The sequence below is a fragment of the Modestobacter sp. SYSU DS0904 genome, from assembly GCF_054051115.1.
Window position 1 is genome coordinate 190,196 of the sequence record NZ_JBJHAQ010000001.1, and the last position, 12,930, is coordinate 203,125.

Genomic DNA, 12,930 nt, shown 5'->3' on the forward strand with positions numbered 1-12,930 from the left:
TTCGGCCCTGAACCGCCCGAATCGAAGCACCGTCGGCCGATTGCAGGCCCATGACTCAAGACGAACGCTCCGAGGCAGGCGGAGCCATCACCTTCCGCCCCCCGAACGACTACCCCGTTCTCAACCCGTCCGCCGCTCGACTGCTGCTGCAGATCCTCCGACCTGTCGGACCTGTGATCGACCATGGGTCGGACCCCGACATGATCAAGGAGGCTTCATGAGCCGCCCGACCAGCCACCTCCACTCGGTAGCGCCCGTGCCGCTGCGCTTCGCGTTCTACGGCCGCTGCTCCACCGAGGACCTCCAGGACCCGGAGACCAGTCTCGGGTGGCAGCACCGCGGAGCCAGCCAGTTGGTCCAGGGCTACGGCGAAATCGTCGAGAACTTCTTCGACGTGGGATACAGCCGGTCGCTGCCGTGGCAGCGCCGTCCGGAGGCGACGCGACTTCTGGCCGCCATCGCTGCCCCAGACCAGCCGTTCGACGCGATCGTGGTCGGCGAGCCACAGCGGGCGTTCTACGGGTCGCAGTTCGCGAACACCTTTCCGCTCCTCCAGCACTACGGCGTCGACCTGTGGGTCCCGGACGTCGGTGGCCGCGTCGACCCCGACTCCGACATCCACGAACTCATGATGGTGATCTTCGGAGGGCTGGGAAAGGCCGAGCGCCGCCGCATCCAGAAGCGCGTCATCGGCGCCATGGAAGCCGCGACCATCAATCAGGGCCGCTTCCTGGGAGGTAGGCCGCCCTACGGGTACGTCATCGCGAGCGCCGGCCCGCACCCGAACCCGAGCAAGGCCGTCGATGGCATCACGCTGCACGTCCTCGAACCGGACCCCCTGACCGGACCGGTGGTCCAACGAATCTTCGATCTCTATCTCGGGGGCACCGGGTTGCGTGGCATCGCCGGGCGGCTCAACGACGAGGGCGTCCCGTGCCCCTCCGCTCATGACCCGAGGCGCAATCCGCACCGCCTGGGCGATGGTTGGCAGGCTTCGACCGTCCGGGCGGTGCTCACCAATCCTCGCTACACGGGCACTCAGGTGTGGGGTCGCTGGCACCGGGTCGAGCGACTGCTCGACCCGACCGACGTGGCCGCAGGTACCGTCACCCGGTTTCAGCGCAGTGCACCGGAGAGAGTTGTCGCGAGTACGCGCCCCGCGCACCTGGGGCTCGTTTCCCAGGAAGCGTTCGACCGGGTGCAGAGTCTCCTCACGTCCTCGGCCGCCGCGGGCGGCACAAAGCCGCGCTCTGCGCGAGCCACGGCGTCTCCCTATCAACTCCGCGGCCTTCTCAACTGTCGTCTCTGTGGGCGTCGCATGGCAGGTCATCGGCGCGGGCCGACGTTGTACTACCGGTGCCGCGCAGCGGACCTGATCCCGGCTCAGCGGGAAGGGCATCCGAGCACTGTCAACGTCCGCGAGGACACGCTCGTGCGGCTGCTGCAGGAGTGGCTGCTCGGCTTCTTCGCTCCGGAGCGGCTGGAGCAGACGATGGAAGCACTCGCCGGCGCGAGCGGGCCGTCCTTGGCGGAGTCCACCCAGCGTGCGGTGGTCACCGGCCGCCTGAAAGACGCGGAGAAGCGACTCGCCCAGTACAAGGCAGCCCTCGGGCAGGGAGCAGACGTCGCCCTCGTCAGCGCCTGGATCAACGAGGCAACCGCGGATCTGGCACAGGCACGCCTCGATCTGTCGACCGTGGACGGCGCGGTCCCGCAACACATGAGTCGAGAGGAGTTGGAGCGCGTGGTCGACGACATGTCGCTTGTCGTCTCCCGCATCGACACGGCTGATCCGGCGACGAAGGCGGCGCTCTACCGCGACCTCGGTCTCCGCCTCACCTACGACCACGATGAACAGGAGGTCGAGGCGGAGATCAGCACCGCCGAAGCGTGTGCGAAACGTGGTGTCCGAGGGGGGACTTGAACCCCCACGCCCCGCAAAGGGCACTAGCACCTCAAGCTAGCGCGTCTGCCATTCCGCCACCCGGACAAGGTGGGCCACCCTCTCGGGCGCCGTGGGCAAGCATAACGGAGCCCGGCGGCGACTCGGGACGGGCCCCGGTGGCACCATCGGCGGCATGTCCGAGACGACCCCGCAGCCCCTTGCCACCGCCCAGGCCGAGGTCGCGGACCTGCTGTCCGACCTGATCCGGATCGACACCACGAACACCGGGCACACCGCCACCAGTGCGGGGGAGCGCAAGGCCGCCGAGTGGGTCGCGGCCAAGCTCGACGAGGTCGGGATCAGCAGCGTCATCCACGAGTCCGAGCCCGGCCGGGCCAGCCTGGTCGCCCGGATCGAGGGCACCAACCGCGACCGCCCGGCGCTGCTGGTGCACGGCCACCTCGACGTCGTCCCGGCCGACCCGTCCGAGTGGAGCGTCCACCCGTTCAGCGGTGAGCAGCGCGACGGCTACGTCTGGGGCCGGGGTGCGGTCGACATGAAGGACATGGACGCGATGACCCTCGCGCTGGTGCGCGACTGGGCCCGCACCGGCGTCAAGCCCGACCGCGACATCGTGCTGGCCTTCGTCGCCGACGAGGAGGCCGGCGGCAGGTACGGCGCGCACTTCATGGTCGACCACCACGCCGACCTCTTCGAGGGCTGCACCGAGGCGATCAGCGAGGTCGGCGGGTTCAGCATCACCGTCCGCGACGACCTCCGCCTCTACCTCGTCCAGACCGCCGAGAAGGGGCTGGCCTGGATGAAGCTCACCGCCGCCGGCCGCCCCGGCCACGGCTCGTTCGTGCACGAGGACAACGCCGTCACCCGGCTCGCGCAGGCGGTCTCCCGCATCGGCTCCACCCGGCTGCCCACCGTGCTCACCCCGCCGATGCGGCAGTTCCTCGCCGAGGTCGGCGACGCCTACGGGGTGGAGATCGACCCGGACAACCCGGACGAGGCGCTCGCCCGGCTGGGCAGCATCAGCCGGATGATCGGCGCGGCGCTGCGCAACACCGCCAACCCGACCATGCTCGACGCCGGCTACAAGACCAACGTCATCCCCGGCACCGCCAGCGCCACCATCGACGGCCGCTTCCTGTACGGCCAGGAGGCCGAGTTCGAGAAGCAGCTGGACGAGCTCATCGGCGAGGGCGTCACCCGCGAGTGGATCACCTACGACCAGGCCGTCGAGACCACGTTCGACGGGCCGAGCGTCGACCTGATGGTCCAGGCGCTGCAGGCCGAGGACCCGGGTGCCCGCGCCGTCCCGTTCACCATGAGCGGCGGCACCGACGCCAAGAGCTTCGAGACCCTCGGCATGCGCTGCTTCGGCTTCTCCCCGCTGAAGCTCCCCGCCGACCTGGACTTCGCGGCCCTGTTCCACGGCATCGACGAGCGGATCTCCATCGACTCGATGCAGTTCGGCATCCGGGTGCTGGACCGGTTCCTGCGCGGCGCATGACCGGCCCGGGGATGATGCCGGGATGACTGCGATCACACCGGGCAGCGTCGCCCTGATCACCGGCGGCACCGGCGGACTCGGCCGCGCCCTGGCCGCACTGCTGCGCCGGCACGGGGTGACCGTGGTGCTCGCCGACCTCGACGGCCTGCGCGCGCGGCAGACCGCCGCCGACCTCGAGGCCGCCTTCCTGCCGCTGGACGTCACCGACCGCGCGGCCAACGCCGCCGTCGTCGCCCAGGTCGAGGCCGACCACGGCCGGCTGGACGCGGTCTTCCTCAACGCCGGCATCGCCGGCAGCGGGCGGCAGCCGCTGGACGTCGACGACCTGCTGCACGTCGTCGACGTCGATCTCCTGGGCGTCGTCTACGGCACCGAGGCGGCGCTGCCGGCGCTGCGCCGCGCCGGCGGGGGGTCGATCGTGGTCACCGCCTCGCTCGCCGGGCTCGCGCCCCAGGCCACCGATCCCGGCTACAGCATCGCCAAGGCCGGGGCCATCGCGTTCGTCCGCTCGCTGGCGCCCCGGCTGGTGGGCGACGGGATCACCCTCTCCGCGGTCTGCCCCGGCTTCGCCGACACCGCGATCATCGACCCGCTGCGGGAGGCGTTCACCGCCGTCGACTTCCCGGTGCTCAGCGCCGAGGAGGTGGCCGAGGCCCTGCTCGCGGCGTGGACCGCCACCCGGCCCGGGGCGGCCTACGTCGTCCAGCCCGGCGTCGGCGCGGTGCCGTTCCGCTTCCCGGGAGTGCCCAGCGCGAAGACCGCCGACGGGCAGACCGCCGCGCTGCCCCCGCGCCTGCTGCCACCCGGCAGGTCCTGAGACCGGTCAGCCACCCACGCGGACGGCCAGGACGGCGACGTCGTCGTCCAGCTGGCCGGACATGCCGGCGACCAGGGCGTCGCACAGCTGCTCGAGCGGCTGGTCGGCGAGATGGCCGAGCTCCTCGACCAGCCAGGCGGTGCCGGTGTCCAGCGGGGCGTCGCGGCGCTCGACCAGGCCGTCGGTGTAGAGGACGACGGTGTCACCCGCTGCCAGCACGACCCGGTGGTCGGTGCGCGGGACGTCGACGGCCATCCCGAGCAGCAGTTCGGCGGGCCGGTCCAGCAGCTCGGCGCGCCCACCGGCGGACACCCGTACCGGTGGTGGGTGACCGGCGTTCGACCAGCGCAGCAGCGTGCCCGTCGATCCCGGCGTCGGGCTGGTCGTGGCGGTCACCGCGGTGACCAGCGTGTCGAGCCCCAGCCGGCCGAGCACGCCGTCCAGGGCGCTGAGCACCTGCGCCGAGGAGGTGCCGTCCGGCCCGCCGGCGATCGTGAGCGCGATGCCGCGCAGCACGCCCCGCACCTGGGCCATGGTCGCCGCGGCCGCGACGTCGTGCCCGGCCACGTCACCGATCACCAGCATGGTGGCGCCGTCGGGGAGCGGGAAGGCGTCGTACCAGTCGCCGCCCACCTGGGCGTTCTTCACCGCGGGCAGGTAGCGCACCGCGACCTGCAGCCCGGGTGCGGCGGGCGGGTCGGTCAGCAGCGCCCGCTGCAGCGACTCGGCGAGCTCCACCGCCGCCCGGGACTCGGCCGCCTCGGCGCTGAGCCGGGTCAGCAGCGCCTCCCGGCGCAGCCGCAAGGTCACGGTGCCCATCGCGAGCACGCCCCCGGCCGCGATCGCCGCCAGCCGGACGAGCATCGCCGGCAGCGTGTCCGGCCCGTACTGGTCCTCGTGCAGCCCCAGCAGCAGGGCGACGACGAGGGCGGCCACCGCGTAGCCGGCGGTGGCGCGGCGGCCCAGGATGCTGGCGGCGGTGAGCGGTGCGATGCAGACCAGCCCGAGGATGATCTGCCCCTGGCTCAGCGCGATCTGGGCCAGCGTGAAGACCAACAGGATGCCCAGCGGCAACAGGTGCCGCCTCGTCGGTCGCCGGTTCACCGGGCATGCCTTTCGTCGTGGGAGTCCGTCGGCCACACACGGTGATCACCAGCGGACGCGGTGCACCCTATCCAGCCGACCCGGGTGACCCCGGTCACTTCGTTCGTGGCAGGGTCGGAACATGCGAGCCTGGCGAGTCCACGCCCTCGGTGACCCGGCCGAGGTGCTCTCCCTCGACGACGTCGAGCCACCCGTGCCCGGGGACGGGCAGCTGCTCGTGCGGGTCCGCGCGGCCGGTCTGAACTTCCCCGACGTGCTCATGGCGCGGGGGGAGTACCAGGAGCGGCCCCCGCTGCCGTTCGTCCCCGGGGTCGAGCTGTGCGGAGAGGTCGTCGGTACCGGCCAGCGGGTGCTCGGCGGACCGGCCGGCGGGCCGGGGGCCTTCGCCGAGTACGCGCTGATGGACGCCGCGGCCGCCTGGCCGGTGCCCGATGCCATGTCCGACGAGCAGGCCGCGGCGCTGCACCTGACGTACCAGACCGGCCACGTCGGCCTGCACCGCCGCGCGCACCTGCAGGCGGGGGAGTGGCTGCTGGTGCACGCCGGCGCCGGCGGGGTCGGCTCCGCGGCGATCCAGCTCGGCAAGGCCGCCGGAGCCCGGGTGATCGCCACCGCCGGCGGCCCGAGCAAGACCGCGGTCTGCCAACGGCTCGGCGCCGACCACGTCGTCGACTACACCAGCGAGGACGTCGTCGCCCGGGTCAAGGAGATCACCGGGGGGCACGGCGCCGACGTCGTCTACGACCCGGTGGGCGGCGATGTCTTCCACGCCTCGCGCAGGTGCGTGGCGTTCGAGGGGCGGATCGTCGTCGTCGGGTTCACCAGCGGCCGCATCCCGGAGGTACCGGCCAGTCATGTGCTGGTGAAGAACTACAGCGTGGTCGGCCTGCACTGGGGGCTGTACCGCCGGCAGGAACCGTCGCTGATCGGCACGGTGCACGAGGAGCTCTGCCGGCTGTTCGCCGCCGGCGCGATCGACCCACTGGTCGGCGACGTCCGCCCGCTCGACGAGCTCCCGCAGGCGATGGCCGCGATCGCCGACCGCGCCACCGTCGGCAAGGTGGTCCTGAAGCCCTGACCCGCGCTCGCGCACTCGTGGGGGCATCGGGCCCTTCCGTCACCCCCGCCGAGCGCGCAGCGCCGACCTGGGCTGTGGACGAACGGTGATGCGCGCGGCCCGGATCGGCCACGGGGTCCCGGTGCCGCCCCGCCCCTCCGTCCCACCCGCACTCCGCGGTCGGCTCTTCCTCGGGTCGTCTGCCGTGCGCGACGGACTGCTGACCCGGGACCAGCTGCGCAGCTCCGCCTGGGTGGGGGTGCTCCGCAACGTGTACGTCCACCGCGACGCCGTGGTCGACCACCGGCTGCGCGTGCGCGCCGCGCTGCTGCGGGTCCCCAGAGCTGTGGTCAGCGGCTCCAGCGCAGCCCTGCTGTGGGGTGTCCCGATGGCCGGGGACGACGACCCGGTCGAGCTGTCGCTGCCCGCCGGCGCCCACCAGGTGCGCATCGCGGGAGTCCGGGTGCGTCGGCGCGAGCTGCCTGACGGTTGGACCACCCGGCGGGCCGGGCTCCCGGTCACCACCCCGGAGGCGACCGCGGTCGACCTGGCCGCTGGGCTGCCCGGCGACGAGGGAGTGGTCGCCGTCGACCGGCTCGTGACCGCGGGCACCACCGGACTGGCGCAGGTACGGGCGCTGGCCGCCACGTTGTCCGGTCCGGGGGCTCGGCGGGCCCGCACCGTCTGCGCCCTCGCCGACGGGCTCGCCGAGTCGCCTCAGGAGACCCGGCTGCGGCTCCTCGTCCGGCGCAGCGGCCTGCCGACGCCGGTGGCCCAGCACCGCGTCGTGCACCGAGGCCGGTTCGTGGCGCGGGTCGACTTCGGCTGGCCCGAGCAGCGGGTGGCGCTGGAGTACGACGGGGATCTGGCCCGCCGAGGCGGGGCAGTTCCGCCGCGACCGGGACCGGCTCAACCGGCTGACCGCGGCTGGCTGGCGCGTCGTGTTCGTGACTGCGGCGGATCTGCGGGACCCGGCCCGGCTCGTGGCCCAGATCGCCGCCGAGCTCGCGCGGTGACCCGGTGCTGCGCACCTGTCGGGGCATCGTCGCGGGCGGACACCCTGGCAACCGCGCAACGACGTGCGGAACGGGGCCGTCAGACCATCGGGCGGGGGAGGTAGGACAGCCGCATCCGCCGGCGCATGATGATCTTCCGGGTGCCGTCGGCGTGCAGTTGCAGCCGGGCCAGCTCCCACCCGCCGGTGTCGGATTGGAGGCTCATCAGCTGCGCGGCGGCCGAGCGCGAGGTGCCCGGCGGGATGCGCAGTGGGGCGTACTCGTACTCGCCGGCTGCTGACACCCGCCCGATTGTGCCCGTCGTTCGCCCCGTGGTCATCCGCGCGTCACCACGAGGGTGCCGGACCGGGTGTGAGCCCACACGGGTCAGGGCAGGGGAGACGGCGTGCCCGGCACCGCGCCGGGTGCCCTGAACGGGAAGGAGACGGCCGTGACCGAGCCGAACGCGACCGAGGCCGACCGCCAGGAGCAGGAGCAGACCGTAGGATCCGGTGGCCCGGAGCTCGCCGACGAGGTGGGCCCGGTGGGCGACGGCGTCCCGGAGGCCGACGCGATCGAGCAGCGCCTGACCGCAGTTCCCGGTGGCCGCACCACCTACCGGGGCACGACGGCGGAGGCCGACGAGTACGACGTCCTCGAACAGCAGGAGTCGGTACCCGAGGACGAGGACGAGCTCCGCGGCTGAGCTCACGGGGGACGGGGGTGCGGCCCTCGTCCCCGGCGGTGGCTGTCGGCGCTGACCTGCGGGAACACCCGGGGTGGACCATGATCATCGATCGTGACCGCCGTGATCGTCGTCGTCCTGGTCCTCGTCGGGCTGCCCCTGCTCGCCTGGTGGGTCGGCGGCCGGCGCGTCTGGGATCGTCTCCGGCCGGGGCGCGAGGCCGACGTGTTCGGGGACATGGTCCGCACCCACCGGTTGAAGCCGGGGGAGATCGTCGAGGTCGAGCGCGCCGTCACCTGGGGCCGCGAGCTCTCCGACCGCACGGCTGCGTGCGGCCACCGTCGACTGGGCCACCCGAGCCCGTCAGTGGCAGGTCCCGCCGAGTCGTGCCGCCAGACTCGTGCTGCTCCTCGTCCTGCTCTGGCTCGTCGGGCAGCTGACGTCGGCAGTGGTGGCACTGCTCCAGGCACGCTGGGGCGACGCCCTGATGGCCGCGTTCTGGATCAGCGCCGGGCTCCTGCCGCTGGCCTGGTCCCGGCGGAGCACGCGGCGCGCCATCGAGCTCAACGGTGGGCGGGTGGAGACGTGATCGGCTGGGTGGCCGTCGCGGTCATCCTGGTCGGGCTCCCGCTGGCGGCCTGGTGGGTGAGCCGGCGGCCGGTGTGGTCCCGGTTGCGACCCTCCGTGGTCGATGACGACGGACTGGGCGCGGAGTGGCGGCTGCGCCGCGACCTCGCCCGCCGGCACGGTCTGGACCAGGCTGAGCTGGCCGAGGTGGAGAAGGCGGTGTCCTGGGGGCGCGAGCTGACCGACCCCCGGCTGCGCGCCGCCATCGTGGAGTGGGCCGAGCAGCAGGTCGAGCTGCGCGCGACCCAGCCCCGGTGGGTCGACGGCCGGTGGCTGCCGGTGCTGCTGATCGCCTGGGGCAGCGGCATCGCCGCCTACGTCGTCTTCGCCGTCGCCCAGGGGAACTGGGGGGACGTCAACTGGTTCTCCGGCCTGGGCTGGCTGGGCTGGGGCCTGCTCGGCTGGCGGATGCGCGGCGGGCCGCGTCGCGCTCTGCAGCGCAACAGCGGCCCGCCGCCACCGGATCAGCGGGAGTAGTACTCCACGACCAGCTGCTCCTCGCAGAGCACCGGCACCTCCGATCGCTGGGGACGGCGGGCGACCACGCACCTCAGCCGGCTCAGCGACACCTCGAGGTACTTGGGTGCCTCCGCGTGCGCGCCGGACGCGGCCACCTGGAACGGCGCCTTCTCCCGGCTGCGCTCGGCGATCTCGACCACGTCGTAGGGCTTCACCTGGTAGCTCGGCCGGTCGACGCGCTGGCCGTTGACCGTCACGTGCTGGTGGCTGACCACCTGGCGCGCCTGGTAGATGGTCCGGGCGAAACCGGCCCGGAGCACCGTGGCGTCCAGCCGGGACTCCAGGTCGATGATCAGCTCCTCACCGGTCTTGCCGCCGGTGCGCCTGGCCCGGTCGAAGGCGCGGCGCAGCTGCGTCTCGCTGATGTCGTACTGGGCCCGCAGCCGCTGCTTCTCCAGCAGCCGCGTCTTGTAGTCGCTGGTGTTCTTGCGCTTCCGCCCGTGCTCGCCCGGCGGATAGGGGCGGCGCTCGAAGTAGCGCACGTCCTTGGGGGTGAGCGGGATGCCCAGCGCACGGCTGCGCCGGACCTTGGGGCGAGACTGGTTCACACGGACCTCCAGGTTCGGTTAGGCTCACCTTACCCCGACGACGGATCGGGTCGAGCCCGGAGTGACCCATGACGCGATCGACCCGCCCCGCCGCCCCGGTGCCCGCCGCGGAGCCGGTCCGGCCCTCCGCCGCCGAGCGCGCCCGCACGGTGGCCGCGCGGCCCGCCGCCGCGGTCTGCGCCGCCGGCATCGACGGCAGCCGGGTGCTGGCCCACGCGACCACGGCCGACGGCCGGGTGCTGCTCGTCGTCCCCACCGGCGGGGAGGTGTGCACCGCCGTCACCCACTGCACCGACGTCGACCTGGCGGCCCTGCTGCTGGTCACCGACCACGCACCGGTGCCGCTGCGCGACCCGGTCCGGGCCCAGGTGTGGCTCTCCGGCTGGCTGACCGCACTGGCCGGTGCGGAGGCGCGCGAGGCGGCGCTCGCCTTCGCGGAGGTGGCGCCGGTGGCGGCTCTGTTGGACGTCGGCGCCGGCAACACCCTGCTGATGCTGGACCTGGCCGAGGTGGTGCTGGGGGAGAACGGTGGGGTCCTGGAGATCGACCCGGCGGACTTCCTGGCCGCCGAGCCCGACCCGCTGGTCGAGGTGGAGGAGGACGCGCTGCAGCACCTGGACGAGGCGCACCCCGAGGAGCTGGCGCTGCTGCGCTCGCGCATCCCCGCCGCGTGGCTGGGCAGGGGCGCCGTGGTCCGGCCGCTGGGGCTGGACAGGTGGGGTTTCCGGCTGCGGATCGAACGGCCGAGGGGCTGCTGCCAGGACGTGCGCATCCCGTTCGCCGACCCGGTCAACTCGGTCGAGGACCTCGCTCCGGCGATCCACCGGCTGATGTGCGCCGCGCGTGGCGGCTGCCCGGGGCACTGACCTCCCGGTCAGCACCCCGGACCGGAGGTCAGTGCCGCGCGGAGTTCCGGCTGCCGGTGATGCTCTCGGCGGTGCCGATGAGCAGCACGGCCGCCACGATGGCGACGATCGAGCCGATGATGTTCAGCTCGCCGAAGTCACCGGTGCCGAGCGCCACCGCGACGACACCGCCGATCAGCGAGCCGACGACGCCGAGGCCCAGGGTGGCCAGGATGCTGAGGTTCTGCTTGCCGGGCTTGATCAGCCGCGCGAGAGCGCCGACGACCAGCCCGAAGACGAGGAAACTGATGATGCCCATGGGCGGATGGATGCCCAGCATGATCACCCGGGCAAACGTGCAGTGATCAACTCCCCAGTTCCGCCAGCAGCTGGGCCAGCCTGGTGCGCCGCGGCCGGACGTCGACCTCCCGCACCGCCCGGGCCAGCGCCGCGCCGCTCGCGTGCACGATCGACAGGTGCCGCTGCGCCCGGGTGAGCGCGGTGTAGACCAGCGGCCGGGACAGCATCCCGCCGGCCTCCGGCGGCAGCACGACGACCACCCCCGGCCACTCCGACCCCTGGGCGCGGTGCACCGTGATCGCCCAGCCGTGGCGGAGGTCGGGGAGCGCCTTGCCGGTCACGGTCACCGGCCCCGAGCTGAAGTCGACCGTCAGCGAACCCTCGCCGGCGCCGGTCACCACACCCACCTCGCCGTTGGCGAAGCCGATGGGCTCCAGGTCCAGGTGGTTGGCGGTGGCCACCACCCGGTCGCCGACGTCGAAGCCCCACACCGTGCCGTCACCCGGGTTGAGCTGCGCCTTCAGCGCCTTGTTCAGCTCGATCGTGCCGGCCGGGCCGCGGTGCACGGGAGTGACCACCTGCACCGTCGCCGGGTCGATGCCCAGCGCCCGGGGGATGGAGTCGGTGACCAGCTGCACCACCCGCCTGGCCGCCTCCGCGCTGCCGACGGCCGGCACGATCACGACCTCCCGGTCGGGGGAGTCGACCTGCGGCAGGTCCCCGGCCCGCACCCCGGTGGCCAGCCGGGCGATCGCGCCACCGGCGGCCTGCCGGTGCAGCGTGGTCAGCTCGGTCACCGGGACGGCGCCGGAGTCGATGAGGTCACCGAGCACGTGCCCGGGGCCGATGGAGGGCAGTTGCGCCGGGTCGCCCACCAGCAGCAGGTGGGTGCCGTCGGCGCAGGCCTCCAGCAGCGCGGCGGCCAGCTCGACGTCGAGCATGGAGGCCTCGTCGACCACCACGACGTCGGCGTCCAGCGGCCACTCCTCGTTCCGGGAGAACCCACCGGTCATGCCCTGCGCGCCCAGCAACCGGTGCACGGTCACCGCCGGGTGGTCGGTGAGCTCCTCCAGCCGCTTGGCCGCCCGCCCGGTCGGCGCGGCGAGCGCGACCTCGGTGCCCTTGCTCTGCAGCAGCTGCACCAGCGAGGCGACCGTGCGGCTCTTGCCGGTGCCCGGCCCGCCGGTCAGCAGCGAGAACCCCGCCCCGAGCACCTGGGCGACCGCGGCCTGCTGCGCCGGGTCCAGGCCCTTGGCCACCGAGCGCACCGACGCCGGGTCGGCGATCCGCCCGGCGGTCGCCATCAGCCGGTGCACGTTCTCCGCCACCGCCTCCTCGGCCATCCCGAACCGGGCCAGGGACAGGGTGCGCAGCGCCGGGTCCGGCTCGGGCAGCTCGGCGTCCTGGGGCAGGTCCTCGGGGATCTCAGGCTCCGGGGGCTCGTGCTCGAGCACCTCACCGGACTCCACCGCCGCGACGATCGCCGCGGCGGGGTCGGCCAGGCCCTCGGCACGCAGCGCGGCGACCACCAGGTCGGCCGGCAGCACGGTGTGCCCGTCGCGGGTGGCGGTGCGCAGGGTGAGCCCGACGATCGCCCGGCCGCGGCGGGCGTCCTGCCGGTCGGCGCCCTTGAGCACGGCGATGGCCAGCCGGTCGGCGTCCCCGAGCGACACCCCGGACAGGCTCAGCAGCGCCCACGGGTCGTCGCGCAGCCGCCGGGCGGCGTCCGGCCCGAGCGCGTCGGCCACGCCGGCGGCCAGCTTGGCCTCCAGCCCGGCGCCGACGAGCAGCTCGACCACCTCGTAGGTGGGCGCCGAGGCCAGGAACGAGGAGAACAGCCGCTCGGCGCGCTGGCGGCCCACCCGGGGCAGCTTCAGCAGCCGGTCGGCGGAGACGTCGTCGGACCGGGTGATCCCGGCGGCAGGCAGCTCGGCCGCGGTCCGCTTGCCGAGTCCGGGCCACAGGCCGGCGGCGCAGAAGGCGGCGAAGACCGGGTCGCCACCGGTGGGGGGAGGGGTGCTCACGT

15 protein-coding genes and 1 tRNA gene are annotated in these 12,930 nt (G+C 73.6%); 9 read left to right on the forward strand and 7 right to left on the reverse strand.

Annotated elements, in window-relative coordinates:
* Positions 1-217 precede the first annotated feature (217 nt).
* Positions 218-1,924 (forward strand): recombinase family protein, encoded by a 1,707-nt coding sequence (locus ACI79U_RS00850; RefSeq protein ID WP_457065126.1) that lies wholly within the window; start codon positions 218-220, stop codon positions 1,922-1,924.
* On the opposite strand, the gene ACI79U_RS00855 is transcribed toward ACI79U_RS00850, so the two are convergent.
* Positions 1,903-1,990, reverse strand: a tRNA-Leu gene (locus ACI79U_RS00855). The genes ACI79U_RS00850 and ACI79U_RS00855 overlap by 22 nt on opposite strands.
* Before the next feature lie 88 nt (positions 1,991-2,078).
* Here ACI79U_RS00855 and ACI79U_RS00860 point away from each other — a divergent pair.
* Together ACI79U_RS00860 and ACI79U_RS00865 are read left to right on the forward strand one after the other, a co-directional pair.
* Complete coding sequence (locus ACI79U_RS00860) at positions 2,079-3,407, forward strand: M20/M25/M40 family metallo-hydrolase (protein ID WP_457065124.1); 1,329 nt, start codon at positions 2,079-2,081, stop codon at positions 3,405-3,407.
* Between the two features lie 22 nt (positions 3,408-3,429).
* The gene (locus tag ACI79U_RS00865) at positions 3,430-4,224 is read left to right on the forward strand and encodes an SDR family NAD(P)-dependent oxidoreductase (protein WP_457065122.1); all 795 of its coding nucleotides are present in this window, start codon (positions 3,430-3,432) and stop codon (positions 4,222-4,224) included.
* A gap of 6 nt (positions 4,225-4,230) precedes the next feature.
* Here ACI79U_RS00865 and ACI79U_RS00870 read toward each other — a convergent pair whose 3' ends face one another.
* Complete coding sequence (locus ACI79U_RS00870) at positions 4,231-5,328, reverse strand: PP2C family protein-serine/threonine phosphatase (RefSeq protein ID WP_457065119.1); 1,098 nt, start codon at positions 5,326-5,328, stop codon at positions 4,231-4,233.
* A gap of 121 nt (positions 5,329-5,449) precedes the next feature.
* On the opposite strand from ACI79U_RS00870, the gene ACI79U_RS00875 reads away from it, so the two are divergent.
* Complete coding sequence (locus ACI79U_RS00875; protein ID WP_457065117.1) at positions 5,450-6,406, forward strand: NADPH:quinone oxidoreductase family protein; 957 nt, start codon at positions 5,450-5,452, stop codon at positions 6,404-6,406.
* Between the two features lie 184 nt (positions 6,407-6,590).
* Positions 6,591-7,505, forward strand: coding sequence for an endonuclease domain-containing protein (locus tag ACI79U_RS00880; RefSeq protein WP_457065115.1), 915 nt, complete (start codon positions 6,591-6,593; stop codon positions 7,503-7,505).
* On the opposite strand, the gene ACI79U_RS00885 is transcribed toward ACI79U_RS00880, so the two are convergent.
* Positions 7,481-7,684 carry a DUF5703 family protein gene (locus ACI79U_RS00885; protein ID WP_457065113.1) on the reverse strand — a complete coding sequence of 68 codons (204 nt, stop codon included), beginning with the start codon at positions 7,682-7,684 and terminating at the stop codon, positions 7,481-7,483. The genes ACI79U_RS00880 and ACI79U_RS00885 overlap by 25 nt on opposite strands.
* Before the next feature lie 147 nt (positions 7,685-7,831).
* Between ACI79U_RS00885 and ACI79U_RS00890 the strand changes: the two genes are divergently transcribed.
* Positions 7,832-8,086 carry a hypothetical protein gene (locus ACI79U_RS00890; protein ID WP_457065111.1) on the forward strand — a complete coding sequence of 85 codons (255 nt, stop codon included), beginning with the start codon at positions 7,832-7,834 and terminating at the stop codon, positions 8,084-8,086.
* 84 nt (positions 8,087-8,170) lie between these two features.
* Here ACI79U_RS00890 and ACI79U_RS00895 read toward each other — a convergent pair whose 3' ends face one another.
* Entirely contained in the window at positions 8,171-8,419 is a 249-nt protein-coding gene (locus ACI79U_RS00895) for a hypothetical protein (protein WP_457065109.1), read from the reverse strand.
* Between the two features lie 46 nt (positions 8,420-8,465).
* Here ACI79U_RS00895 and ACI79U_RS00900 point away from each other — a divergent pair, with 46 nt between their 5' ends.
* Both ACI79U_RS00900 and ACI79U_RS00905 read left to right on the forward strand, forming a co-directional pair.
* Complete coding sequence (locus ACI79U_RS00900; protein ID WP_457065107.1) at positions 8,466-8,654, forward strand: hypothetical protein; 189 nt, start codon at positions 8,466-8,468, stop codon at positions 8,652-8,654.
* On the forward strand, positions 8,651-9,169 hold the full coding sequence (locus ACI79U_RS00905) for a hypothetical protein (RefSeq protein WP_457072582.1): 519 nt from the start codon (positions 8,651-8,653) through the stop codon (positions 9,167-9,169). Before ACI79U_RS00900 ends, ACI79U_RS00905 begins: the two co-directional genes overlap by 4 nt.
* Here ACI79U_RS00905 and rpsD read toward each other — a convergent pair.
* Complete coding sequence (rpsD, locus tag ACI79U_RS00910; protein ID WP_457071905.1) at positions 9,157-9,759, reverse strand: 30S ribosomal protein S4; 603 nt, start codon at positions 9,757-9,759, stop codon at positions 9,157-9,159. The two genes, ACI79U_RS00905 and rpsD, sit on opposite strands and share 13 nt — an antisense overlap.
* 68 nt (positions 9,760-9,827) lie before the next feature.
* On the opposite strand from rpsD, the gene ACI79U_RS00915 reads away from it, so the two are divergent.
* Positions 9,828-10,625 carry a DUF2470 domain-containing protein gene (locus ACI79U_RS00915; protein WP_457071907.1) on the forward strand — a complete coding sequence of 266 codons (798 nt, stop codon included), beginning with the start codon at positions 9,828-9,830 and terminating at the stop codon, positions 10,623-10,625.
* 28 nt (positions 10,626-10,653) lie between these two features.
* Here ACI79U_RS00915 and ACI79U_RS00920 read toward each other — a convergent pair whose 3' ends face one another.
* Both ACI79U_RS00920 and ACI79U_RS00925 read right to left on the reverse strand, forming a co-directional pair.
* Complete coding sequence (locus ACI79U_RS00920) at positions 10,654-10,923, reverse strand: GlsB/YeaQ/YmgE family stress response membrane protein (protein ID WP_457071909.1); 270 nt, start codon at positions 10,921-10,923, stop codon at positions 10,654-10,656.
* A gap of 46 nt (positions 10,924-10,969) precedes the next feature.
* Positions 10,970-12,928: an AAA family ATPase gene (locus ACI79U_RS00925; RefSeq protein ID WP_457071911.1), complete on the reverse strand. Its 1,959-nt coding sequence runs from the start codon at positions 12,926-12,928 to the stop codon at positions 10,970-10,972.
* Between the last annotated feature and the right edge of the window lie 2 nt (positions 12,929-12,930).